Consider the following 21,882-nt stretch of genomic DNA (forward strand, 5'->3'; position numbering starts at 1 on the left):
TTCGTGTTCCTTCGTGCTTTTCGTGGATCAAACCTTATTGCGCATCCCGACGCTGCACAAACCGAAATTCGCCGCCTTTTTCCACATCCATCACATGGCCGCGCCAAACAATGCGTTGCGGGGCCAGCAATGCCTGAATCAATTGCACTGGAATTAGCAATTCTAAAAATGGCACAAGCAGCCAATAACGCCGTGGCGTGGATTTAGCAAGATAGTGCTGATCGATTTGGATAAAATTCAATAGCCCAAGCAGCGTGTAGATTGCACTAAACCAGCGCTGGCGTTGGCTTGGGCGCACCACAGTCACCACTGCCAAAAGCAAGGGAAACAGGGTTGGCACAATTACCAAACAAAACAATAAACTACGTTCGCGCCGATTCAAATGGCGCAACAACGATTCGCGCGGAAAGATAAACCAGCGTTGAATTAAGCTGCGATAACGCTGAGCATTGGTCACGGTCGTGCGAATTGCATGGCGCATGCTGGTTTGCTGCAAGCCCAAGCCAGCCTGTTTAACCCGCTGGGCCACCGCAAAATCGTCGGCCAAAATATGCTCTAGGCCATTGAAACCATCCAATTGCTCTAGCACATCGCGCCGCAACGCATAGAACATGCCATTAATCGTAAATGGCTCGCTGACTTGAATATAGGGCACATAGGTCAGCAAACTATTGCTATTAACAAACAGCGCCACCAAACTCGACCACGCATTATCAAATGAGCGATAGTAGGGCAAGCCAAACGCCAAGCCAACCCCCGCTTGATCCAGCCATGGCAAACACGCTTCCAAGCCATAGGCTGGTAGGCTGGTATCATCATCGAGCACGCAAATGATCTGGCCTTGGGCTTGCGCCAAACCAGCAATCAACTTGAAGGTTTTGGGGTTTACGCGCTCTGCAGGAGCAGGCAAGCTGATAATGCGAATTGTTTGGTTGGCATATTCTGCTTGCAGTTCGTGGCAAAGTTGCTGCGCTACCGCATCGTTATCATCAATCAGCCACAACCATTCGCGCGCATAGCTGCTTGGCGCATCCAAGTTGGCGCGTAAACATGTAGATAAATGCGGGTCGCCGCTCAATATTGGCTGAAGCAAACTCACTAAGGTTGTCGCTGGCTCGCGCTGCGATTGAGGCGTAGGCTTGCGAAAAAAGCGCCAAACTTGCCACCACTTCCAGCAACGTTGACCAAGCATTAAGCCACATAACAGCAACCAAATCCGTTTAATCATGATTTTGCTCCTTGCCCAGCCACTGCGCTGCTGCCAAATGCCGCAACCGCATGCGCTCGCCACGCCAAACAATGGTGTCATCGCCAAGCAAGCCCCAGAGCATCAGCAATGGGTCAAGCAGTGTTCCCAAAATGCTCAAAGGCCAAGCCCACCACGGCGTTGCTTGTTGGCAATAACGCCGCATTTGCCAAACATGCAAGCTCAATTGCGCCGCCAAACAGGCCAGCAACCAAGGCCGCAGCTTTGGATTAGGCAGGCTTGCCAACGCCAACAGCGGCGGAATCGGCTGAGCAACGCTGGTCAGGCCAGTTACGAACTTGTCGCGCTGTTTAAGCTCAGGCAACATCGACACCCGCGGAATTGTAAACCAGCGCTCCATCTGCAAGCCATAGGCCTTGAGAGTGGCAAAATAATTATCGACTGTGTAGATTAATGGCGTTTGTAGATTGCGTAAGCCATGCGCTTGCACCCGCCGTGCCAACTCATGATCATCATCAATCCGCCCATCCATTGCTTCAAAACCACCAATTTGCTCAAATACGCTGCGTTGCAAGGCAAATTGATGCCCAGTAATCGTGTATGGCTCGGTCAACGCCGCCAAGCCCACGTAGCTTGGTAAGGCATTGGCGTTCACAAAATTGCTCATCAACGCAGAAGGCAAATTTTGCCAATTCGTATAACAAGCCAAGCCAAAAATCGCCCCAACCTGCGACTGCAACAAGTAGGGAATCGCTTGGCGCAAGCCATCAGGCGGCAAGGTTATATCATCATCAACAAACCAGACAACCTCTGCTTGGGCGTGGGCCAACGCTGCCCGCATTTTCCCCAATTTCGAGGCTAGGCGGCCCCAATCAGGCTCAATTTGCAAAATGGTAATTGCATGGGTTGGATTATTTTTCTGTAAGGCCGCGCAGATTGCAAATGTTGCCTGATCAGCGCGATCAACCACCCAGTAATGATTAAGCTGGCCAGAATAGCGCAACTTCAGCCGTTGCTCCAACGTTGTGGCCAAATCGAACACGCCATGAGTCAAAGGCTGAATTAAATCAATGCTTGGCCAAACAGCGGGTTCGGCAGGCTTGGGCTTGGCAAAAAAACGCCGCAACATCAACCAACGCCAGCAACGATCAAGCAAATACCACAGGGCCAACAATCGCATTATGTCGCCTCAATCTGCGCCAACGCATAATCAATATATTCATCAATTTGGGCTAGCGAAGCACAATGTTGAGCCTGCGGCACGCGATAATAGCTCGCTGTCGGGTAATACTGGCGCAATAATGCTTGATCGCGCCGCCCAAACAAGCCATCGTGTTCAGCCACAATCATGGCCAGTTTGCCATGCCAACGCGCCGCACCCAAATGCCAATCCAGCTCGCGCCACCAACCCAACAAGCTCAGATAATCGTGGCGTTGCATTTTTTGCAGATTTTGCTGCAACCGCTCAGCCCAAAAAGGCCGCAGCATGGTGGCCATTGGCTGCAAAAATTGCTGAGTGCCGCGCCAAAACAGCCAACGCACCAAGCCCAATGGCAAGATCGCGACCAGTGGATGCAGCAAACTGAGCCAAAGCCAACGCCCACGCCGCGGCACGCCAGTATCCGAAAGCAGCAAGCCTTGGGCCAATTGCGGGCGATAGTGCAACAGGGCTTGGGCAATCAAGCCGCTATACGAGCCAGCCACAATCCAGCCAGCTTCAAATTGCAAATAATCGAATAAGGCTTGCAGATTGGCCGCCAAATCTGCGAGATTATCAATTGTGTTGGGGTAGGCGAGGCTAAGTACCCGATAGCGCTGCTGGCAACGATCCAGCCAACGAAAAGCCAAATCGGCGCGCGCCAAGCCACCAGGCAAAATCAACAAGCCAGGCAAATTACCGCCAGTATCACAAATTTCCCATTCGTGGCCGTTGATGCACACCCGTTGCACTGGATAGCGCTCAAGGGTTTGCTGATAACAGGTTTGGCAATCGGCAGCGCTCATTAACTGCTCATACTCATGCTGAATCATTCAGGCTGCCTCTCAAGTTGCGCTACTGCTGCGCCTAAATTGCTGCAAAGTTGCTCTAGCTGCTCGCTTAGGCTTGCTACACTCATTCTAAGCCTTTTTATGCAGGAGTTTTGCAATGGATAGCGTCACAGTAGCAGACATTGATCGACCACAACCACGCTGGCAAAGCATGGTTTATGGCTGGTATTTGCCAGCATGTTTGACGCTCGTTTGATTCAGCATTGGGCTAGCCTTCAAGCCCACAACAATGTGCGCAGCATGATGTTGGCATGGCTCACGCTCACAATTGTCACAGCCTGTTACCTCACTCTAGAATTTGAGGCGAATGGCATTTTAAAACCTGTCACTTATTCAAAGCATTAAATTGGCAGGCTTAATTGAATATGTGCGCCTTGCTCGCTGGGAATCAGCACTGCATCGCCGCCGTGGGCGCGCAGAATCGCCCGCACAATCGCCAAGCCAAGGCCCGAACCGCCCTCAGCGCCACGCACGCCACGCTCCCAAATTGCTTCACGCATAGCCGCCGGAATACCCTCGCCAGTATCTTGAACATCGATCACAACTTGATCGGCGGTTAAGCTGACCCGCATAATAATTTGGCCGCCTGGAGGCGTGGCCCGCAAGGCATTATCAAACAAATTCAACAAGGCTTGCTTCAACCGATCACGATCAGCATCGATGATAATTGGACGCGGCGGAACTTGGGCCAGCAATTCAACTCCACTCCGTTGCGCCCGCCCACTCAAATTCTGCACCAATTCATAAATCATTTCGCCAAGATCAAGGCTTTGCTTGGGGCCGAGGGTCAGGCTTGGTTGGGCATCGGTGCGCAAAAGCTCATCGGCCAAACGAGCAAGCCGCGCAATTTCGGCCTGCATTGCCTGAATCGATTGCGCTTGTTCGTCGGCGTTCTCTGCATCCTCGATATTTTCCAAGTAGCCGCCCAAGGCCATCATCGGCGTGCGCAACTCGTGCGAAACATCACGGTAAAACCGCCGTTGCGCTTCCGATTGGTGCTCGATCCGCGATAAACGCTCGGCCAATTGGTCAGTCATGGTATTGATTGAACGGGCAAGTTGGATAATTTCCGAAGGGCCACGTTCAAGCGCCCGTTCGGTCAGATCACCATTGGCAACTTGCTCGGCAGTTGTGCGCAATTGGCCAATGAGCCGCGCCAACCAACGGGCTACCAACGACGACCCTAAAAAGGCAGCCGCAAAGGCCAAAGCAATCGAAATAAAGACAAAGCGGCCCAGCACGCGCAATAAGCGATCTTCGTCGGTAACACTTTGCGAAACCTCAACGACCCCCACAACCTTTTGCTGCCAACGCACTTGACCTGCCACATAACGTCGCCCACGAGCCTCGCCCACAAACACGGTTGGGATACTAGTTACAAATTGGCTAGCAGCAGCCCGACTTGGAAACGCCGAGTTCGAGCCATTGGCCCCAAAAATTTGGCCTGCGCTGCCAAAGACCCGAATTGCGCCATCGCCATTGCCAATTGGCCGACTCAGCAGAATATTAGTTGCCGATTGTAAATCGCCATCGCTGGCTATCAGTTGCTCAGCAAAGGCAATATACAACTCCAGCTGATTATTTAATTCAACACTGCGCCGATCTGCTTCGCTGATCCGAACACCCATGAGAATAATAATCGCGATTAATGCTAAAGGCACAACACTAACCGCCACCATCGTGATCGTGAGGCGTACAGCTAAGGTTACAATTTTAGGTCGATGCACTTTTTTCATAGCAGCATTATCGCATAGCTAGCCACTTGCATGGCATGATATAATCGCTTTTGAGAAAATTTCTCCCCTTAAATGAAACTTGATGTAGAAAGTGTAGAGGCAATGTCTACGTTAACCTATCCGCACCTGCCCGCGCCCTTCGAAATCATCGGTGCTTGTGGCAAGCAGTCGAGCCATCGGCGTTTTTTTATGGCCAAAAAAGCAGGTATTCCCTACCTCGTTTGGTGGGAAAGCCGCATTCCCGATGCCTTGCGCAAACAACAAATGGTGGTGCAAATTGCCGAGCAGGCAGGCAGCGAAGTTGCTATTTTAGATGTTCAGGCTTTGTCGCTGCAACAACTTTTGGATACAGCTGGCAGCCTTCCGGCCCCAGTTGCCGCCCAATATGCCTTAGGTCTGATCGAAACCGCCGAATTTAATCATCGCCAGCGTACTGCGCTAACCAGTAGCAATTTGTATGGGCCAAGTTTGCTCGACCTTGGCTCTCAAGGCACAATTGCACCTAAAATCGATCCCAGCCAAGGCCAAAAAGCCGGGCCGATTCCTGCTCAATTATTACCAGTCAACGAACAGCCAAGCCCGCAAAGCGATAGCTATTATATTGGGGCCTTGATTGCATGGATGCTTAGCGGCCAATTTGCCCCCCAAGGCAATCCTTTGGCCATGTTACCAGCAATTGATGGCCGCTTGGCGAGCATTTTACAACGAGCAACCGCCGCCAATCCAAAACAACGCCCAAACGCCCAAGAGCTTGGCCAACAAATTCAAGATTGGTTATCGGGCAAAGTTGCTCAACCTGCTAAAAAGAAACCTTCAAAGCTGAAATGGCTGGTCGGGGCAATTGGCACGGCAATCGTAACCTTATTAATCATCTATGGTTTATCGCAGAAGAACTCAGTGCCGGATACTGAGTTTGGCAAGGCCTCAGCAGGTGCTGGCCCAAGCACCGATTTCCAACCAGATAAACCTGGCACAGGCTTGGCCATCCTCAGCGATATCAATGAGGTTGAGGTTAATCGAATTGACGATACGCGCTATCCTGAAATTGATATGTATCTGAGCATCATGCGCCCGACTGGGGTTGTAACCGATGTTCCACGCCAAAATGTCAGCGTGTTTGAAAATAATAATAAAATTGAGAACTTCTCATGGGTCAATCTCTCGAAGATTCGCGATCCGCTCAATATTATGTTGGTGATTGATACCAGCGGGAGTATGGGGCCTAGCAAAGAAGGCTTGACTGACGGCGGCTTAGATGCAGCCAAAATAGCTGCCCTCGATTTTATTGAACGCCTGCCCTCAAACACCAAGCTTGGCTTAATTCACTTTGGCACAATGGTGACGGTTGATCACTCATTAACCGACGATATTGGCGCGGTGCGCCAAAGCATTACCGAGCTTAAAGCTGAAGGCCAAACCGCAATCTATGATGCTTTGGCAATTAGCTATACCCAATTACGCCGTGCAGAAGGCCGAACCTTCATCGTGCTCATTTCTGATGGCGCTGATACCGCCAGCAAAGGCGATAATTACGATAGCATTGTGACCAAAGCAGCCAAAGCCAAAATTCCAACCTATATTATTGGCCTAACCAGCCCAGAATTTGATGGCAAATTGCTGGAAGATTTACAACGCGATACCAAAGCGATGATCTACCAAACCCCATCTAAAGAGCAATTGACCGGCTTCTACGGGGAGGTTGCCCAAGAAGTCGCTGGCCAATATCGAGCCAGTTTCAGCGTGCCTGATAGTTATCCAAGCGGCGCTGAAATTAAGCTCAAGGTCGAGGTCGATGCTGGCGATGGCCGCTTAGTCACCAAAGAACGCACCTATAACAAGCCTTAACCTTCTCACCTACAGCATGTTTTCAATCGCAGCATCTTAACCAATGCTGCGATTTTTGTTTTGGGCTAAAATTGTGCTACAGTGCAAACCACAATCGCACCTATGAGAACACCCAAATGCTGGATTTACAAAAACTGCGCATGTTTGTGGCCGCTGCCCAAAGCCGCAATTTTACTCGCGCTGCTGAACAACTCGATCTCACACAGCCGACCGTTAGCCAACAAATTCAGACCCTTGAACGCGAGTTAGGCGTAAGTTTGTTCGAGCGGCTAAGCCGTGGCATCGAGCTAACCGCTGCTGGACGAGCGCTTTTACCCCATGCCGAACAAATGATTGCGCTCGAACGGATTGCAGAACAGGCGGTGCGTGCCGCTGCTGGCCAAAGCGAACGCACCTTGCTTTTAGGCGTTGGCAATACCTTGGCCACCTATGCGCTGCCCGATTTGCTGCAACGCTTCAACTGGGAACACCCAGAATTTGTCGTCCACATCGGCACTGGCAACACCGAGCAATTGCTGGCCCAAGTTATTTCTGGTGAATTTGAATTGGCCCTGGTTGGTTCGCCGATTAGCCATAATCAATTAATTGTGATGCCGTTTCTCAGCACCGAATTGGTGGTCATTGTTAGCCCTGATGATCCTTGGGCACGCTTGAAACAAATTAATCTCGAAGCCTTGCATGGGCGACGCATGCTTTTGCGTGAAGAAGGCTCTGCTTTGCAAGCGAGCGTCAGCGAGTTGCTCACCAAGCAGCAAATTCGCCCCAAACAGCCAATTGTGCTTGGCAATCTTGAGGCGATCAAGCGCTCGGTTGAAGTTGGCTTAGGCATCGCCTTAGTGCCAGCCATGGCCGTGCGCCGCGAAGTAGCGGCTGGGCGTTTGCGCCAATTGCATTTGGCCAATATGCTAACACGGCGGGTTTATAATGTGGTGCATCATCGCGATCGCCATATTACGAATGCAGCCCAATTGTTCCTCGATCTCTTGCGCAAACCGTTGGGGCCTGATACTAACGAATGAAGCCTTGATATGATATGATACGAGCTATTGCTTCCGACCACCTTTTGGAGCAGAACCCGTTATGGGCTTGGGGGAATGGCCTGCATGACCGATGCAGAACGACAATGGGTGAGCGCCGCCAAAGCTGGCGACGTTGAAGCCTTCAATCAATTAGTGCGTATGTACGAAGGGCGGGTCTATGGCTTGGCCTATCGCATGCTGGGCGATAGCGATAGCGCTGCCGATGTGGCCCAAGATACCTTTATCTCGGCATTTAAGGCAATTAAACGCTTTCGCGAAGGCTCATTTGCTGCTTGGTTGCTGCGCATTGCCACCAACGCGTGCTACGATGTGTTGCGCGCCCAAAAACGCCGCCGCACCAGCTCGATGGATCAAATGCTTGCTGGCGACGATGATAGCCCAGGCGAGCAATTTGAAGATCAATCGCTGCCACTCGATCAACATATGATCAATCGCGAGTTGCAAGCAGCAATCCAAGCAGGCTTGGCAACCTTGCCCGAAGATCAACGCGCAGTGTTAATTATGTGCGATATTCAAGGCTTTGCCTATGAGGAAATCGCAGCAGCTACTGATACCCAACTGGGCACAGTCAAATCGCGGCTCAGCAGAGCACGAGCAAAGTTGCGCGATTATCTTAAAAGTCGGGAACTTTTGCCAACTGCCGAACGTTAAGCTTGATATGACGACACAAGTGGGTATGCAATGACACCAATATCTGAACAACACCAAGAACTTCTTTCGGCAGCCCTCGATGGTCAGCTTAGCGCCGCCGAGCAAGCTCAGTTGGATCAACAGCTTGAGCACGACCCTAGTTTAGCTGCCGAATTTGCCGAGTTGCGCTCGATGCAGGCGTTGTTGCAAGACCTCCCGCCTGTTCGACCACCACGCAGCTTTACGCTCGATCCCGCTCTCCATGCGCCCAAACGCAGCTTCTGGCTCAGCGGCTGGACACGTTGGGTCACGGTGGTTGGCGTATTCGCTTTAATGCTGACCGTTGGCTTACAGCTCAGCAATCAGGCTGAGCAAGCAATGACCATGGCTCCTGAATCGCGCATAATGAGCACTGAATCAGCAGCTGTTCAATCCCAACAAGCCGAAAACGAGAGTCCTGTAGCGCCACCAATGAGCACGGGAAGAAGCGCAGCCATGCCAACCCCAGAGATGGCGCTGCTGCAAGAACCAACTGGTGGCGCTGCCGATGCAATGAGTGGAGCCTATCCACCGCCGGCCCAACCATACGCTGCTGGCTCAGGTCCAATGAGCGATACAAGCGATATGGCTCGGAGCATCAGCCCTGAGCAAGCAACCGCCATAGCAGGCAATAGCTTGAACCAACCATTGATCGAGCGCAATGATACCTCATCGCCTGATACAATCAGCTTGGAGCCGCCAGTGCTCAAGGATCAGGTGCTTGAGCAAACAGCTCCTGCACCAGCAGCCGAGTCTGAATCATCACTATTGCTCTGGTTCAGCATCGCACTCGTACTGGGGATTGGCTTAGCGTTCGCTATGGGCTACTGGTTCAAACTGCATAAACAAGCCTAAATCTACCACGGCTGTCCTTGCGCTTCTGCTTGGGCAGCCCTAATAAATTGGGCTAGCACCGCAATTCGCGCTTCCGCCAAACGCCGCGCACTGGCAAGGCGTAGTTGGCTCGGCAAATGGTGCAGATTGTGCTCTAAGGTCGCCAATGCATCACCAAATGTTCGATAGCGCGTATCACGGCCAACTTTGCTCACAATCCGCAAGATTCCTACCGCCCCTAGTTGCTCCAAGATATCGGCATCACGCAATAAACTGGCTTCAATACTGGTTGGCTCATCCTGTGGGAGATGTTGGCCAATCGCCGCCACTACCGCCGCAATTTTGGCGCTGGGGAATTGCCATTCTTGCAATAGCGCAGGCACTTGCTGCATAGCATAGGCCACATTATCCCAAGCAGCCAATGCTGCTGGGTCAGCAGGCCGATGGCCGATAAAGACCCCAAGATCGTGCAACCATGCTGCCGCATACACCACATCGTCATCATACGCCAAGCCTTCACCAAGGGTTGTCGCCAACTGATAAAGTCGTGGCTGATGGCTATATTTATCGATCGGCAGAGCTTGCTCACGAATATAGGCCTGAATTTGGGCCCGAAAATCTGGCATAAAACTATCTCCTGCAAGGCTAAAATGATCTGTTACCCACCAAAACCAACCCATCTGTCACCTGGGTAGACCCTACTTTTGAGAATTGACATAAACGTCTTATCGCAGGTACACTACAGCGACCACTCAACCACAACCCATTTTAGCAAGCAATGCTGCGTTGCCGAGCTTTAGGCGGTATGGTATAGTTTGGTTGACAGCAGTCTGCAACGTGAGAGCATCACCATGAGCGTAATCGTCATTGATGACCAAGTTGTGCATTACGAGACCTTTGGGCGTGGTCGTCCAGTCCTATTTCTCCACGGCTGGCTCGGTTCGTGGCGATACTGGATGCCGACGATGGAATTCGTTTCCAAAGATTTCCGCACATATTCGTTCGATTTTTGGGGTTTTGGTGATTCAGATAAAACAAGTACTGCCAAGAGCATTAGCATTACCAATTTCTCTGATCAAGTGATTCGATTTTTGGATGCCATGGGCATCGATAAGGTGCCGCTAGTCGGCCACTCCATGGGCGGAATGGTCGCGCTCAAAACTGCAATCCGCCACCCCAATCGGATTAGCCGAGTTGCGGCTATTGGTGCTCCCATCGTTGGTACATCGCTTTCAGGCTTGCTTAAACTCACCGATAATCAGTATGTTTCGCGAGCAATGGCGCGCGTGCCAGTCGTTACCAAGTTTTTGTTTCGCTGGTTCTTAGGCAATGTTAGCGATACCGCCTATAGCGAAATTCTCGACGATAGCGTTAAGCCAACCGAGGAAAGTTTGCGCCGCGCCGTTGGCTCGATGATGCGCACCGATCTGCGGCCTGAACTGGAACAATTGACGGTTCCAACCTTGGTCGTCCACGGCGCTCGCGACGATATTGTCAACCCAAATCAGGCCGATATTTTCTTACAACGCGATATGGCCAACACGCAAGTATTTGTGATGCCAGAAAGTCGCCATTTTCCCTTCCTTGACGAGCCAGCCCAATTTAACAAGGTGCTTCACGCCTTCTTAAAACGGCCAGTCAACGAAACCCGTGCTGCTGCTGAAGCAGCATAGGTAGTTAGGTCAAGTTCATGATTGATGAACAAACTGAAGCCTTAGTTCGGCGACTCAAAAGTATCGAAGGCCATGTGCGTGGCGTGCAACGCATGCTCGAAGAGGATGCCTACTGTATCGATGTGCTGCGCCAAACCTTAGCCATTCGTCGCGCACTCGAAAAAGTTGATGCCCTCGTGCTCGAACGCCATCTCGCAACCTGCGTTACCAACGCAATTCGCTCACCCAACGAGGGCGAACGCGAACAGGCCATTACCGAAATTCTCGAAATTTTTGCGGCAACCCGCAGCGTTAGCGAGAAATAACCACCCCTATGAATGAGTTACTACCCTATCCATTGCTGGGCATTGTCGGCCAAAGCGAGCTGAAAACCGCGCTTACCTTGGCTTTGGTCAATCCCGCTGTGGGTGGGGTTTTGTTAAGCGGCCCCTATGGCGTGGGTAAAACTACCGCCGTGCGCGGCTTGCTCGATATTATGCCCTTGGTCAAACGCTCGCGCTGCGAGAATAATTGCCCGCCCGACGACGATAGCGATCTCTGCCCAACTTGCCTCGACTACCTCGAACGCGGCGAATCGCGGCTCAAAGATGACCTCATGCGCTTAATCGAACTGCCACTCAACGCCCGCTTAGAGGATGTGGTCGGCGGTATGAACGAGCGCGTCGCCATCGAACAACAACGGGTGGTGCTCGAAGAAGGAATTTTGGCCCGCGCCAACAATAATTTGCTGTACGTCGATGAAATTAATTTGCTTGATCATGCGGTGATCGATGCGATTCTCGATGCAGCAGCCCAAGGCCAAACCTTTGTGCGCCGCGGCGCAATGGTCAAACTCTATCAAAGTCGCTTGGTCTTAATTGGCTCGATGAATCCAGAGGAAGGTCGGCTACGGCCCCAAATCTTGGATCGTTTGGGTTTACGGGTTTGGGTTGGTCCCCAACCAACCGCTCGCGAACGGCTTGAAATTTATCGCCGTGCAATCGCCTTTCGCCAAGATCGAACGGCGTTTCGGCTGGCCTATGCCCAAGCAACCACCCAACTGCGGCTCGATGTGCTCAAAGCGCGCGATTTGCTGCCCAACGTTCATTTAACCAAAGCTGCTGAACGCTATGCAATGCAGATCATCACTCAATTGGCAATTCCTTCGCATCGGGCCGAAATTGTGTTGCTCGAAGCTGCCCGCGCCCGCGCTGCCGCCGACGATCGCCTTCGCGCTACGCCCAACGACATCAAAGCAGTTGCCCCAATGGCCTTGCGCTGGCGCCAAAGCCCACATCTCAGCGATTTTCTGAAGCAGCACGAAACTGAGGAAGGCCTTATTGCCCAAGTCTTGCAAGCTTAATAATAGACTTCGCGGCCAAAAAATGCTTGCACATCACGCGAATTCATATAGGCCAGCACAATCACATTCCACAACATACCGCCCCAAGCCCAGCGCTCGCCCAATAAACCATCTAAAATGTAGCCACCAATCGAAACATAGGCGCTAACAATCACCACCCACCACATCACGCGCCAGCCTTGAAAGAGCGCCAACCCCATCACAACTTGAAAACATGCGGTCACAACCAGCACAATTGGATCTTCCGACAAGATAAATTGTTCCAAAAAAGCTGGCACACGCCCCAATAAGGCCACCCCAACCTCAACCATTGCGGTCAGCACATAGCCAATCGCAATCACCGTAATCAAAAATGGGCGGCCAAAAGCCAACGATTCATTGCGTTTGAGCATGCTTGCTCCATTTCTATAAAATCGGCCACAGCGGCGAAAGCACCAACTCGGCAGCTTTGGTATACCACGGCCGCTGAATCCATTCAGCCAAGGTTAATTCGCGGGCATTGGTCATATCGCAGGCAAAAATTGCTTCCATACGCTCAGCAAAGGCCGCATTGTAAATTTCAAGATTAATTTCGTGGTTGCCTGCCAAACTCAGCCGATCAAGATTGGCCGTGCCAACCGTCGACCAAATGCCATCAATCGTCGCGGTTTTGGCGTGAATCATGGCGTTTTCATATAGAAAAATTTTAATTCCATGGCGCAGGCAAAATTCAAAATAATGGCGCGCCAGCCAATCAGCCAATACATGGTTCGATTCAGCTGGGACCAAAATCCGCACATCAACCCCACGCCGCGCTGTGAGCACCAAAGCCTCTAAAATCGCCCGATCGGGAATGAAATAGGCGTTGCTAATGTAGACAAACCGCTCGGCCCGTTCAATTGCATCGAGATACATCGAACGAATTGGAAACACCAAGCGCCCAGCATCATTGCGCTGCACCCGCACTGTCGATTGCCATTCCAAATCAAGGTCGATGTTAAGCCGAGGCAGGCGTCGCCGATAGCGATTCCATTGCGAAGCAAACATCTCGGCCAAATTACTCACAATCGGCCCGCGCACTTGCACATGGGTGTCGCGCCACTCAGTGCGATACAATTCGCCCAAATTATAGCCACCAATAAAGGCCACATCGTTATCGACGACCAACAGTTTGCGATGGTCGCGGGCATACGAGCCAATATCAAAAATTTGCGATAGCTTTGGGAATGCAGGATAGGTCAAGAGCTGAATTTCAGCAGGAAACTTTTTGAATTTGCGCGGCACCACCAAATTCGCAAAACCATCGACAATCACATACACGGCCACGCCGCTATGGGCTTTGCGCATCAAGGCATCACGAAATTTTTGGCCTAATTCATCGCCTTTGAAGATAAAGGTTTCGAGCAAAATCAAGCGTTGCGCCGATTCGATAGCTTGCAGCATCGCCGGAAACAACTCTTCACCAGACATATACAACTGAAATTCATGGCGATCGTCGCTGGTTGGCGGCAGGCTAATCCGTGGATAGCGCTTATAGCTGGTTGGTCGCCATTTGCGCACGCCAATCAACAAAAAAGCCAAGCTCACTTGGAGTACGACGATCACCACCAGCATCGTTATCAGATCTTGAAATGATTCAAATGGCATCCGCCGTACTCCATCAACTAGTGCAGTTCGCCAAACAACACAATTTCGGCGTATTCACCACGAATAATGCCACGACTTGCCTCTGGCACAATCAACAAGCCGTTTGCTCGTGCCATCGAGCTAACCAAGCCTGATCCTTGGGCACCGGTTAATTCAGCGGTCAAGCCTTCAGCGCTGCTTTTAACAATCACCCGCAAATATTGGCGCCGTTCGTTGCTTTCTAAATCGGCATCAAGCAATTTGGCCCAAACGCTAGGCCGAAATAGCTGTTGATAGCCACCAATTTTGCGTAACGCAGGCCGCACAAATAGCTCAAAACAAACCATGGCCGAAACGGGATTACCAGGCAAGCCAAAAATTGGTTTGCCATTGATTGAGCCAAAGGCCAAAGGTTTGCCTGGGCGCATGCGCACGCGCCAAAATTCCAATTTGCCAACTTCGTTCAAAATCTGCTTGACCAAGTCATAATCGCCAACCGACACGCCGCCAGAGGTCAGCAATACATCTGCTTCGGCCACTGCTTGGGCTAAAATTGCGCGCAAGGCCTCAGCATTATCAGGCACAATTGGCATGATAATCGGAATTGCTCCCGCTTCGCGCACTTGAGCAGCATTCGCATAGCCGTTCGAGTTGCGAATTTGGCCAGGGTTTGGCTCAATGCCAACATCAACCAACTCATCGCCAGTTGCAATAATTGCCACCCGTGGTTGGCGAAACACTGGCACTTGGGCCGCGCCAATCGTAGCCAAAACCCCAATGCTACCAGCATGCAAGACCTGCCCAGCGTTTAAAACCAAGGCTCCAGCCTGCATATCCTCACCCGCTGGCCGAATATTACTGCCATGTTGGGTTGCTTGAAACATCCGCACAACATCGGGTTGGGCGTTGGGTTGGCCTTCGTCGGTTTCCTCAAAGGGCACAACTGCTTCAGCATTAGCCGGAACTTGGGCACCAGTCATAATCCGAATTGCGCTGCCAGCCCGCAATTCATGCGTTGGCACCGCTCCCGCCGCAACCCGCTCAATAATCTGCAAAGCCACAGGCTGATCGGCACTGGCTTGAGCCACATCGCCAACCAACACCGCATAGCCATCCATAGCCGAATTGGCAAACGGCGGTGCATCGCGATCGGCATACATTGGCCTGGCCAGCACCCGACCCAAGGCCGCAGTCAATTCAATTGATTCGCTGGCGAGGGTGGTCATACGCTCAAGAATCGCCGCTTGAGCATCAGCAACAGCAAGTAAGCTCATATAAAAAAAGGCCATGGATGGGCCAAAACCCAATCCATGGCACACTCCTCACAACAACTAACGACCACCAGCAGGCTGCAACGCCTTGACCTCGGTAATCGCGTTTTGTTCGTCAACAAAGACCACGGTTGGCTCCCATTCTTCGGGCTTGGCATCAACTTGGGCATAGGCCATGATAATCACCAAATCGCCAACATTGACTAAGTGCGCCGCAGCACCATTGAGTTGAATTGTGCCCGAGCCACGTTCGCCTACAATTGCATAGGTTTCGAGCCGCGCACCATTATTAACATCGACTACTTGAACCCGTTCAAATGGCCAAATTCCCGCTGCTTCCAAAAGATCCTCATCAATGGTTATCGAACCAACATAATTGAGGTCTGCCCCAGTGACGGTGGCGCGGTGAATTTTGGCATGCACGAGGGTACGAATCATCGTTGATTACTCCTTAGGTTGGTCGCCGCTGTTCATCCCATCGATCAACAGTCGCCGCCATACATCATGATACGGCTGTCAGTAGTCTAACGCAAGTCATTTTTGCTAATCTAAACATTGCATTTGTAGAATTTTTAGCCATCGGCGATCGATTGCCGCCCTCTAATCGCCCTCTAGTGGGTGCAGGGGTATGAAAACCTGCGTTTCCCTCCGGCGGAGGGACGGAAGGGTGGCGAAACACATCTAGCCAATCGATAAAATCAAGAACGCAGCAAAAATAGCGCATGAGCCAACAAGAGTTATTTTTGCGGATTAGGATAGCGTTCGAGCTTACCATCAAGATCAGCAATGCGTTCGCGCAATTGCTCAACGCTCAGGGCAGTGCCATCGTCATCGGTTGGCAACACAATTCCTTCAGCCTCAAGATCCCAATTTTGTTCGAGGCCTTCCAAGGCGCGGGCCAATTTGCGGCGTTCCGAAAGCCATTCCTTGCGATACATCCGATTTTTATATTGTGGCATACAATCCTCCAATTCAAGTAATAGCTCTATTGTACCATTCAGCGTTGCGCGCTTTGAGCCAACCAAGCTGGCAGTTCACGCAACTGGTTTAAAATTGCTGCTGGTTGGGCTGCGCTGAGCGTTGCCACATCATGCGTGCCTGTTGTAATCGCCACGCTGGCAACCTGGGCGTTATGGCCAAGCGTAATATCGTGGGTCGTGTCGCCAATCATCAGCGCTTGAGCTGAATTCAAGCCAAAATAGGCCAAGGTTTTTTCCAGCATCTCGGCATGCGGTTTTGGCTGAGTTACCGAATCGTTGCCCATCAGCAAATCAAAATACTCAAATAAGCCAACTTGCTGCAATACAGCAGCGCTCACTGGGGTAATTTTCGAGCTAGCAATCGTCAAACGATAGCCAGCCGATTTTAATTCGCTGATGGTTTCGGCCACGCCTACAAACAAGCGACTGCTCGGAATCGCAATTTCACGATAGATTGTACGATAGCGCTCGGTCAAAATGGCATAGTTTTCAGGCAGAAAATCGGTCAAGCGTTCCCAAAAAACCTGCAATGGCAAGCCAATCCATGGCGCAATCTGGCGATATTCAGCCCCAGCAAAGCCATGTTCAGCCAGCACTTGATTGACCGTATCTACAATCCCTTGCGCCGAATCGACCAACGTTCCATCTAAATCGAAAGCCAATAATTGAATCTGCTGCGAATTAACCACCGCCGACTCCTAGCGTAAGCAACGAATCTAAACAGCTATTATGCAACGTTTGAGCAGTTTCGCAAATTGCTCAGCAATCCATGCCAAAAATCGTGATCAAGTGTATCTAACCAAGGTGAGTGAATAGATTTACCAGCTATGTTTTGCATAGCATCCATTCCACAGAGGCTGGCAATCTTCACCCAAACCAGCCTTTGTGGAGTTACCCATGCGCTATCTTGGCCTAAGTGGCCGCATTTTAAAACGAGCTGATTTACAAGCGCCCAACCAGCAAGGCCTAAGCCAATGGGTTTTGTATCTTTACGATGTGCTGCGCTATCTCGACCAACAGCAAATTAATTGTTATCGCTTGCCAGCTTGGCCCTATGAATTGCTGAATAGCTGGCCCAAAGCCGTCGACCAACTCAAGTTAATTGGCAATTATGCTCAACAAGCCAAAATTCGCCTAACCTATCATGCGCCAAGCAATGTGCTGCTCAATAGCCATGATCAGCATATTCGCCAGTATGCGCTGAATTATTTAACTAGTGCAGCAGACTTTTTGATCCAGCTTGGCAGCCATGATCCAGTGATTGTGGTCCATATTGGGGCACAGTATGGTGATCGCGCTTGGGCTTTGGCCCAAACGGTTGCCAGTTTACAGCAGCTTGATTCTACAGTTCTCAATTGCTTAGCCCTAGAGGCCGATGGCCGCGTGTGGAGCTTGCTCGATGCATTGCACATTCATGCTCAAACCAGAATTCCGGTTATTTTCGATTGGCTGCATCATCAGCTTTACAACCCAGCCCAACTCAATGCTGCCGCTGGATTGGAATATGCGCTAGCGACTTGGCCAAGCCAACGCAAGCCCAAAGTGCATTTTAGCTCACCAAGAACCGAAATTCGGCTTAGTCAACGCCAGCAATTGCTGTTGCCAACCTGGCATGAACACAGCGATTTGGCCAATCCATTTGAATTAATCAGCCTGCTACGTTTGCCATTCCAGCGTGATTACGATCTAATGCTTGAGGTTAAGGCTGGAGATTTGGCGCTTGAACGAGCGCGCAGCGATCTCCAACGCTTTGCACCTGAAATAGTTGATGTGGAGTAGCGTATGCCAGAAGCCATTACGCCAGTTTTAGTTGCAGTTTTGAATAACCAAGCAGATTGGCAGCGAATTCAAGACCAACATTGGTATCGGGTTCCGTTGGCGCATGCGCCACGGCGGATGGCTGCTGGCATTTTGGCATGGTATCAAACCAAGGCGTTTGGCGCTGAGGGCGGCCAAATTCGCTGGTATGCAGAAATTAATCATGTAAGCCAAGCCACTCGTAGCCAGCTTATCCCTGAACAGCCAGAGCATCCGCGTGCTCAAGAGCGCTATTGGCGGCTGCAAATTGGCCCGTTGCAAAGCTTGCCTCAGCCAATTAAGGCCCAGCGCTTTCGGCGGATTACCTTTATTAGCACCAATTGGCAGCAATTCATTCACGCCAAACAGATCAACGATTTATGGCTAGGTGATAGCTTAATCGAGCAACTAAGCCAACAACTCATCAGCGAGGGCATGAACGTAGCGCGACGGCGCTTACACGATGGTAATACGCCGCCGCAAGGCACATGTATTCTGATTCCATTGCTCAATCAGCTTGAGATCCAGATTGGTGAGCGAGTTTTACGCCTCGAACATGAGGATTTAATTTGGGATTTTGCTGGCTGCTTAGCCCAAATTCGCGCCTTACAACGCCGCAATTGAGCTAGTTTCAATCTATTGACCAGCAAGCAACAAACGGGCAAGGCGCTCGCCGCCAACCAAATCGGCCAAATGGGCCAATTGGTTATCTTCGTAGGCTTGATTAAACAGCGCTACATCGAGGGCTAGCACTTTGCGGAAGGCAATAATTGCATTAGCGGGGTCGCTGCTAGTAGCGGCAATCTGCTCACCAAACGGCATAATAATATCCAGCATCGCCAACGGATAGCGCACAGGCAAGCCAATGCGCACATGAATTTCGCCAATTTTTAGGCGTTGTTGGGCATAGGCTTCATCATACGTCCCGCGAAACAAATCGCTAAACCATGTTCCCAGCATGCCCGTCAAGCGTTCGACCGAAACGCCATCGAGATATTCAGCGGTCGCGGCGTGACCAAGCAAGCGCTTGTAAAACGCATCAGTAAAATCCTTGGTTTGGGCTTTGGCTCGCTCGTGTAAGCCGCCGAGCAATTGCGCTTCAGCAGCAGAAACATCCATCATTTTGACCAACTCGGTGAGAATGGCCGTGCCCTTCACGCCCCAACTTTGACGATCTGCCATGAGCTACCTCCTTGATTAAGCACTCATCAGTTCGGCGATTGCCCGACCAGTTTCCCGCGCTTCAATCCGAATCATGCCAAGATTGGCATGTTGACGCAGAATGATCGCCAGAATCATTTGGGTAGCTACGGGCATGACCAAGAGATAGCCACTTTCGGCGTTAACAATGGCCTCGTTGGCCTTACCAATTTTCAAATCGTTAACCACGCGGGTCGTGACCCCCATCATGGTGGCTGCAATCGCTCCCATGCGGTCGGCATTAACATCAGCCGACATGCGCGAGCTAATCAAAATCCCATCTGAACTAATTAATGCGGCCCCATTAATATCGTTACCATTATTGGTAACCAATTGGCCTAAAATAGTATTAATTTGTTCCGAACGACTAGCCATGAGAATGCTCCTTGTGAGTTACAGGCGAGGAGGATGAAGCTTGGGCTAAAACGTCGATTCGATCTAATAAGGTTGAAATAACATCGCTTACCGCAGCATAATCAGTTGCAACGCAAGCGAGGATCGGAATATCGTTTGGTAGCCCTAAACGGCGGCGAATATACGTTGGCGGCAAGGCCCCAGGTAAATCTTGTTTGGTGGCGGCAACCACAAATGGCACGGGGGTCATGGCCGCGAAGCGTTCCAATACAACAATTGTCTCGTTAAAATGGGCTGGTCGACAGCTATCAACTAAAACAATATAGCCCAAACATCCTTCAGCTAAAATTTCCCACATAAAATCAAAACGTTCTTGACCAGGCGTGCCAAATAAAAGCAAGCGTTGTTCGGCATCAATCGTCAATGTGCCGAAATCCAAGCCAACCGTCGTATGATGTTTGAGTTCTTTTTCTTCGGTATGGGTCACGGGAACATCAGTATCAACAACCTCGATTTCGCTGACTGTGCGAATAAATTGCGATTTACCCGCCGCGTATGCTCCCGTGATAACAATTTTATAATTGACCATTGTCACTCCTACGCACTAGCGCTGGTACGACGCAGCCGCGCTTTGATAGCTTGAACCAACCCCCGCACCCGAGTTTCAACCATATGTTCAGGGTTTGGAGCCATCAAGACTGGGCTAAGCGAACGCTGAGAAACAACAATCTCGCTAGACACCTCCACCAAGTTCAAGGCGATCAAACGATGCAAGACATTGAGGGTTTGATCGTAATTCCAACCAGTGGCTTCAACGAGTTCGGCCACGCTTAATTCTTGGACCAATTGGCTCAGAATGCGCCAATCTTCGAGGGTCAGGGTGATGTCGCTGGCTTGGCTGAGCTTTGGCACCAAGCGCAAACGCGAGGTTGGCTGAAGTTTCGTTGTGCCAGCCAAGCGTTGTGGTTGGTCGCGGCGACGCAAGCCTTCAATAATCAGCCAATCAATTGAACGCTGAATTTGCACGCTGACCGTTTCTTGCGGGTTTGGTGGCAAAAAGACAAATTGGGCATCATCCCACGCCAGCATATCAAACACCGCTTGCTCACCACATGTTACTCGTTCGTGGGAGGTATTTTTGACCACCCCTGCATTGATGATCGCGCCATCAAAAAACCACAACATCGCCTTGAATGGAGCATTTGCAATCAGTAGACGACCAGTTTTGCGCCCATGATGAAATACATGCATCAAATCAATTAATGGCATATCAGCAAAATTACCTTCGAGAGCCATAGCCGTCTCCTTTTTGCGCAGTACAACCAGTCGATGTTGTCTAGGTTTTGTCCATATTCTGTACAAAAATAATACATAACTGGAACAAATATATTTTCTAGCAGGCTTAATTGCAGGCATCGACGTAAGAAAAATAACAACTCTATTATGGCCGCAACTGGATGTATCCGTCTATGATATGTCAATACTCTTTATGGCTATGCAGGGGTAAGGTTACGCTTGGGATGGAAGTACTAGAAGACGTTTCCATGGAGAGGAGCGAAGGTATAACGTGCTGGGTTGATTGAACCATGCCTAAGAGGGGTTTGTCAAGATGGGATACAATAGCCACGATCTGCAGTTTTTTAGTATTGAGGTTGTTATGGGCTTACATGTATCATCACATCCATTGGTCTTACATAAATTGGCGTTACTGCGGCGCGTTGAAAGCGAACCAAAGAAATTTCGCGAATTGGTGCGCGAAATCTCGCAATTTTTGGTTTATGAAGCAACTGCCGATATGCCGCTTGCACCTTATACAATTCAAACTCCTTTAGGCTCGATGGAAGGCCATGCAATCGGTGCTCGCATTGGTTTGATTCCAATTTTGCGTGCAGGCTTGGGCATGGTCGAGCCAGTGATTGACCTTTTGCCAACCGCCCATGTCTGGCACTTGGGCCTGTATCGCGACCATAATTCGCTTGAGCCAGTTACCTACTATAACAAATTGCCAGCTCAACCTGATATTGATGTATGTTTGATTCTCGACCCAATGTTGGCAACTGGTGGCTCGGCAGTTGCTGCGGTTGATATTTTGAAGGCTTGGGGCGCTGCCAAGATTAAATTCTTGGGGTTAATCGCCGCACCTGAAGGGGTAGAACGCTTGCAAACTGCTCACCCCGATGTGGAAATTCATTTGGCGGCACTTGACGAACGCTTGAACGAACAAGGCTATATTGTGCCAGGCTTGGGCGATGCAGGTGACCGCCAATTTGGAACGTAGGC

At 50.7% G+C, this 21,882-nt stretch carries 25 protein-coding genes; 10 read left to right on the forward strand and 15 right to left on the reverse strand.

All coding sequences use genetic code 11. The features are described 5' to 3' along the window. Window positions 1-34 precede the first annotated feature (34 nt). From SE18_RS25155 to SE18_RS25170, 4 genes are all read right to left on the reverse strand, one after another. Window positions 35-1,228 carry a glycosyltransferase family 2 protein gene (locus tag SE18_RS25155; protein ID WP_054537235.1) on the reverse strand — a complete coding sequence of 398 codons (1,194 nt, stop codon included), beginning with the start codon at window positions 1,226-1,228 and terminating at the stop codon, window positions 35-37. Continuing rightward, the gene (locus tag SE18_RS25160; protein WP_054537236.1) at window positions 1,221-2,387 is read right to left on the reverse strand and encodes a glycosyltransferase; all 1,167 of its coding nucleotides are present in this window, start codon (window positions 2,385-2,387) and stop codon (window positions 1,221-1,223) included. Before SE18_RS25160 ends, SE18_RS25155 begins: the two co-directional genes overlap by 8 nt. Beyond that, complete coding sequence (locus tag SE18_RS25165; RefSeq protein WP_152976756.1) at window positions 2,387-3,238, reverse strand: alpha/beta fold hydrolase; 852 nt, start codon at window positions 3,236-3,238, stop codon at window positions 2,387-2,389. The genes SE18_RS25160 and SE18_RS25165 overlap by 1 nt, the downstream gene beginning before the upstream one ends. Window positions 3,239-3,597: 359 nt before the next feature. Further along, complete coding sequence (locus SE18_RS25170) at window positions 3,598-4,983, reverse strand: sensor histidine kinase (protein WP_160319554.1); 1,386 nt, start codon at window positions 4,981-4,983, stop codon at window positions 3,598-3,600. 111 nt (window positions 4,984-5,094) lie between these two features. Between SE18_RS25170 and SE18_RS25175 the strand changes: the two genes are divergently transcribed. The 4 genes from SE18_RS25175 (at window position 5,095) to SE18_RS25190 (ending at window position 9,401) form a co-directional block, all read left to right on the forward strand. Then, window positions 5,095-6,837: a VWA domain-containing protein gene (locus SE18_RS25175; protein WP_054537239.1), complete on the forward strand. Its 1,743-nt coding sequence runs from the start codon at window positions 5,095-5,097 to the stop codon at window positions 6,835-6,837. 116 nt (window positions 6,838-6,953) lie between these two features. After that, window positions 6,954-7,856, forward strand: a complete 903-nt coding sequence (locus SE18_RS25180; RefSeq protein WP_054537240.1) for a LysR family transcriptional regulator — start codon at window positions 6,954-6,956, stop codon at window positions 7,854-7,856. Window positions 7,857-7,940: 84 nt separating this feature from the next. Then, entirely contained in the window at window positions 7,941-8,528 is a 588-nt protein-coding gene (locus SE18_RS25185; protein WP_054537241.1) for a sigma-70 family RNA polymerase sigma factor, read from the forward strand. Between the two features lie 30 nt (window positions 8,529-8,558). Beyond that, the gene (locus SE18_RS25190) at window positions 8,559-9,401 is read left to right on the forward strand and encodes an anti-sigma factor family protein (RefSeq protein WP_054537242.1); all 843 of its coding nucleotides are present in this window, start codon (window positions 8,559-8,561) and stop codon (window positions 9,399-9,401) included. A gap of 2 nt (window positions 9,402-9,403) precedes the next feature. Here SE18_RS25190 and SE18_RS25195 read toward each other — a convergent pair whose 3' ends face one another. Next, the gene (locus SE18_RS25195) at window positions 9,404-10,006 is read right to left on the reverse strand and encodes an HD domain-containing protein (protein WP_054537243.1); all 603 of its coding nucleotides are present in this window, start codon (window positions 10,004-10,006) and stop codon (window positions 9,404-9,406) included. Between the two features lie 225 nt (window positions 10,007-10,231). Here SE18_RS25195 and SE18_RS25200 point away from each other — a divergent pair, with 225 nt between their 5' ends. Genes SE18_RS25200 through SE18_RS25210 form a run of 3 tightly spaced genes read left to right on the forward strand, consistent with a single transcriptional unit; the run spans window position 10,232 to window position 12,395 of the window. Next, window positions 10,232-11,053 (forward strand): alpha/beta fold hydrolase, encoded by an 822-nt coding sequence (locus tag SE18_RS25200; protein WP_054537244.1) that lies wholly within the window; start codon window positions 10,232-10,234, stop codon window positions 11,051-11,053. A gap of 17 nt (window positions 11,054-11,070) precedes the next feature. Next, complete coding sequence (locus SE18_RS25205; RefSeq protein WP_054537245.1) at window positions 11,071-11,358, forward strand: metal-sensitive transcriptional regulator; 288 nt, start codon at window positions 11,071-11,073, stop codon at window positions 11,356-11,358. Between the two features lie 8 nt (window positions 11,359-11,366). After that, window positions 11,367-12,395: an ATP-binding protein gene (locus SE18_RS25210; protein ID WP_054537246.1), complete on the forward strand. Its 1,029-nt coding sequence runs from the start codon at window positions 11,367-11,369 to the stop codon at window positions 12,393-12,395. Here SE18_RS25210 and SE18_RS25215 read toward each other — a convergent pair. The 6 genes from SE18_RS25215 to SE18_RS25240 all read right to left on the reverse strand — a co-directional run bounded on the left by SE18_RS25215 (window position 12,392) and on the right by SE18_RS25240 (window position 16,940). After that, window positions 12,392-12,787 (reverse strand): hypothetical protein, encoded by a 396-nt coding sequence (locus SE18_RS25215; protein WP_054537247.1) that lies wholly within the window; start codon window positions 12,785-12,787, stop codon window positions 12,392-12,394. The two genes, SE18_RS25210 and SE18_RS25215, sit on opposite strands and share 4 nt — an antisense overlap. A gap of 13 nt (window positions 12,788-12,800) precedes the next feature. Then, a complete protein-coding gene (locus SE18_RS25220; RefSeq protein WP_054537248.1) occupies window positions 12,801-14,021 on the reverse strand; it encodes a phospholipase D-like domain-containing protein in 1,221 nt (406 codons plus the stop codon). 17 nt (window positions 14,022-14,038) lie between these two features. After that, window positions 14,039-15,274, reverse strand: a complete 1,236-nt coding sequence (locus tag SE18_RS25225) for a molybdopterin molybdotransferase MoeA (RefSeq protein WP_160319555.1) — start codon at window positions 15,272-15,274, stop codon at window positions 14,039-14,041. A 57-nt stretch (window positions 15,275-15,331) separates the two neighbouring features. After that, window positions 15,332-15,709: an aspartate 1-decarboxylase gene (gene panD, locus SE18_RS25230; protein WP_054537250.1), complete on the reverse strand. Its 378-nt coding sequence runs from the start codon at window positions 15,707-15,709 to the stop codon at window positions 15,332-15,334. A 299-nt stretch (window positions 15,710-16,008) separates the two neighbouring features. Then, a complete protein-coding gene (locus tag SE18_RS25235; RefSeq protein WP_054537251.1) occupies window positions 16,009-16,230 on the reverse strand; it encodes a hypothetical protein in 222 nt (73 codons plus the stop codon). Window positions 16,231-16,268: 38 nt separating this feature from the next. After that, window positions 16,269-16,940 carry an HAD family hydrolase gene (locus tag SE18_RS25240; protein ID WP_054537252.1) on the reverse strand — a complete coding sequence of 224 codons (672 nt, stop codon included), beginning with the start codon at window positions 16,938-16,940 and terminating at the stop codon, window positions 16,269-16,271. A gap of 208 nt (window positions 16,941-17,148) precedes the next feature. On the opposite strand from SE18_RS25240, the gene SE18_RS25245 reads away from it, so the two are divergent. Both SE18_RS25245 and SE18_RS25250 read left to right on the forward strand, forming a co-directional pair. Further along, window positions 17,149-18,030, forward strand: coding sequence for an apurinic/apyrimidinic endonuclease family protein (locus SE18_RS25245; protein ID WP_054537253.1), 882 nt, complete (start codon window positions 17,149-17,151; stop codon window positions 18,028-18,030). Between the two features lie 3 nt (window positions 18,031-18,033). Beyond that, window positions 18,034-18,672, forward strand: a complete 639-nt coding sequence (locus SE18_RS25250) for a hypothetical protein (RefSeq protein ID WP_054537254.1) — start codon at window positions 18,034-18,036, stop codon at window positions 18,670-18,672. 12 nt (window positions 18,673-18,684) lie between these two features. Here the strand turns inward: SE18_RS25250 and SE18_RS25255 are convergent, their stop codons facing one another. Genes SE18_RS25255 through SE18_RS25270 form a run of 4 tightly spaced genes read right to left on the reverse strand, consistent with a single transcriptional unit; the run spans window position 18,685 to window position 20,898 of the window. After that, complete coding sequence (locus SE18_RS25255; protein WP_054537255.1) at window positions 18,685-19,230, reverse strand: protoglobin domain-containing protein; 546 nt, start codon at window positions 19,228-19,230, stop codon at window positions 18,685-18,687. A gap of 15 nt (window positions 19,231-19,245) precedes the next feature. Next, window positions 19,246-19,623 carry a roadblock/LC7 domain-containing protein gene (locus tag SE18_RS25260; RefSeq protein WP_054537256.1) on the reverse strand — a complete coding sequence of 126 codons (378 nt, stop codon included), beginning with the start codon at window positions 19,621-19,623 and terminating at the stop codon, window positions 19,246-19,248. Further along, window positions 19,616-20,191 (reverse strand): GTP-binding protein, encoded by a 576-nt coding sequence (locus tag SE18_RS25265; RefSeq protein ID WP_054537257.1) that lies wholly within the window; start codon window positions 20,189-20,191, stop codon window positions 19,616-19,618. Before SE18_RS25265 ends, SE18_RS25260 begins: the two co-directional genes overlap by 8 nt. 8 nt (window positions 20,192-20,199) lie before the next feature. Next, window positions 20,200-20,898 carry a DUF4388 domain-containing protein gene (locus SE18_RS25270; RefSeq protein ID WP_054537258.1) on the reverse strand — a complete coding sequence of 233 codons (699 nt, stop codon included), beginning with the start codon at window positions 20,896-20,898 and terminating at the stop codon, window positions 20,200-20,202. 361 nt (window positions 20,899-21,259) lie between these two features. Here SE18_RS25270 and upp point away from each other — a divergent pair, with 361 nt between their 5' ends. Next, a complete protein-coding gene (upp, locus tag SE18_RS25275; protein WP_054537274.1) occupies window positions 21,260-21,880 on the forward strand; it encodes a uracil phosphoribosyltransferase in 621 nt (206 codons plus the stop codon). Window positions 21,881-21,882 lie beyond the last annotated feature (2 nt).

Origin of the sequence: Herpetosiphon geysericola (genome assembly GCF_001306135.1) — a bacterium.
Lineage (GTDB): Bacteria > Chloroflexota > Chloroflexia > Chloroflexales > Herpetosiphonaceae > Herpetosiphon > Herpetosiphon geysericola.

Bases quoted from the DNA above. Each gene is read 5' to 3' on its own strand.
- SE18_RS25155 (WP_054537235.1), bottom strand. From the start codon at position 1,228: ATGATTAAACGGATTTGGTTGCTGTTATGTGGCTTAATGCTTGGTCAA.
- SE18_RS25160 (WP_054537236.1), bottom strand. From the start codon at position 2,387: ATGCGATTGTTGGCCCTGTGGTATTTGCTTGATCGTTGCTGGCGTTGG.
- SE18_RS25165 (WP_152976756.1), bottom strand. From the start codon at position 3,238: ATGATTCAGCATGAGTATGAGCAGTTAATGAGCGCTGCCGATTGCCAA.
- SE18_RS25175 (WP_054537239.1), top strand. From the start codon at position 5,095: ATGTCTACGTTAACCTATCCGCACCTGCCCGCGCCCTTCGAAATCATC.
- SE18_RS25180 (WP_054537240.1), top strand. From the start codon at position 6,954: ATGCTGGATTTACAAAAACTGCGCATGTTTGTGGCCGCTGCCCAAAGC.
- SE18_RS25185 (WP_054537241.1), top strand. From the start codon at position 7,941: ATGACCGATGCAGAACGACAATGGGTGAGCGCCGCCAAAGCTGGCGAC.
- SE18_RS25190 (WP_054537242.1), top strand. From the start codon at position 8,559: ATGACACCAATATCTGAACAACACCAAGAACTTCTTTCGGCAGCCCTC.
- SE18_RS25195 (WP_054537243.1), bottom strand. From the start codon at position 10,006: ATGCCAGATTTTCGGGCCCAAATTCAGGCCTATATTCGTGAGCAAGCT.
- SE18_RS25200 (WP_054537244.1), top strand. From the start codon at position 10,232: ATGAGCGTAATCGTCATTGATGACCAAGTTGTGCATTACGAGACCTTT.
- SE18_RS25205 (WP_054537245.1), top strand. From the start codon at position 11,071: ATGATTGATGAACAAACTGAAGCCTTAGTTCGGCGACTCAAAAGTATC.
- SE18_RS25210 (WP_054537246.1), top strand. From the start codon at position 11,367: ATGAATGAGTTACTACCCTATCCATTGCTGGGCATTGTCGGCCAAAGC.
- SE18_RS25215 (WP_054537247.1), bottom strand. From the start codon at position 12,787: ATGCTCAAACGCAATGAATCGTTGGCTTTTGGCCGCCCATTTTTGATT.
- SE18_RS25220 (WP_054537248.1), bottom strand. From the start codon at position 14,021: ATGCCATTTGAATCATTTCAAGATCTGATAACGATGCTGGTGGTGATC.
- SE18_RS25225 (WP_160319555.1), bottom strand. From the start codon at position 15,274: ATGAGCTTACTTGCTGTTGCTGATGCTCAAGCGGCGATTCTTGAGCGT.
- panD (WP_054537250.1), bottom strand. From the start codon at position 15,709: ATGATTCGTACCCTCGTGCATGCCAAAATTCACCGCGCCACCGTCACT.
- SE18_RS25235 (WP_054537251.1), bottom strand. From the start codon at position 16,230: ATGCCACAATATAAAAATCGGATGTATCGCAAGGAATGGCTTTCGGAA.
- SE18_RS25245 (WP_054537253.1), top strand. From the start codon at position 17,149: ATGCGCTATCTTGGCCTAAGTGGCCGCATTTTAAAACGAGCTGATTTA.
- SE18_RS25250 (WP_054537254.1), top strand. From the start codon at position 18,034: ATGCCAGAAGCCATTACGCCAGTTTTAGTTGCAGTTTTGAATAACCAA.
- SE18_RS25255 (WP_054537255.1), bottom strand. From the start codon at position 19,230: ATGGCAGATCGTCAAAGTTGGGGCGTGAAGGGCACGGCCATTCTCACC.
- SE18_RS25260 (WP_054537256.1), bottom strand. From the start codon at position 19,623: ATGGCTAGTCGTTCGGAACAAATTAATACTATTTTAGGCCAATTGGTT.
- SE18_RS25265 (WP_054537257.1), bottom strand. From the start codon at position 20,191: ATGGTCAATTATAAAATTGTTATCACGGGAGCATACGCGGCGGGTAAA.
- SE18_RS25270 (WP_054537258.1), bottom strand. From the start codon at position 20,898: ATGGCTCTCGAAGGTAATTTTGCTGATATGCCATTAATTGATTTGATG.
- upp (WP_054537274.1), top strand. From the start codon at position 21,260: ATGGGCTTACATGTATCATCACATCCATTGGTCTTACATAAATTGGCG.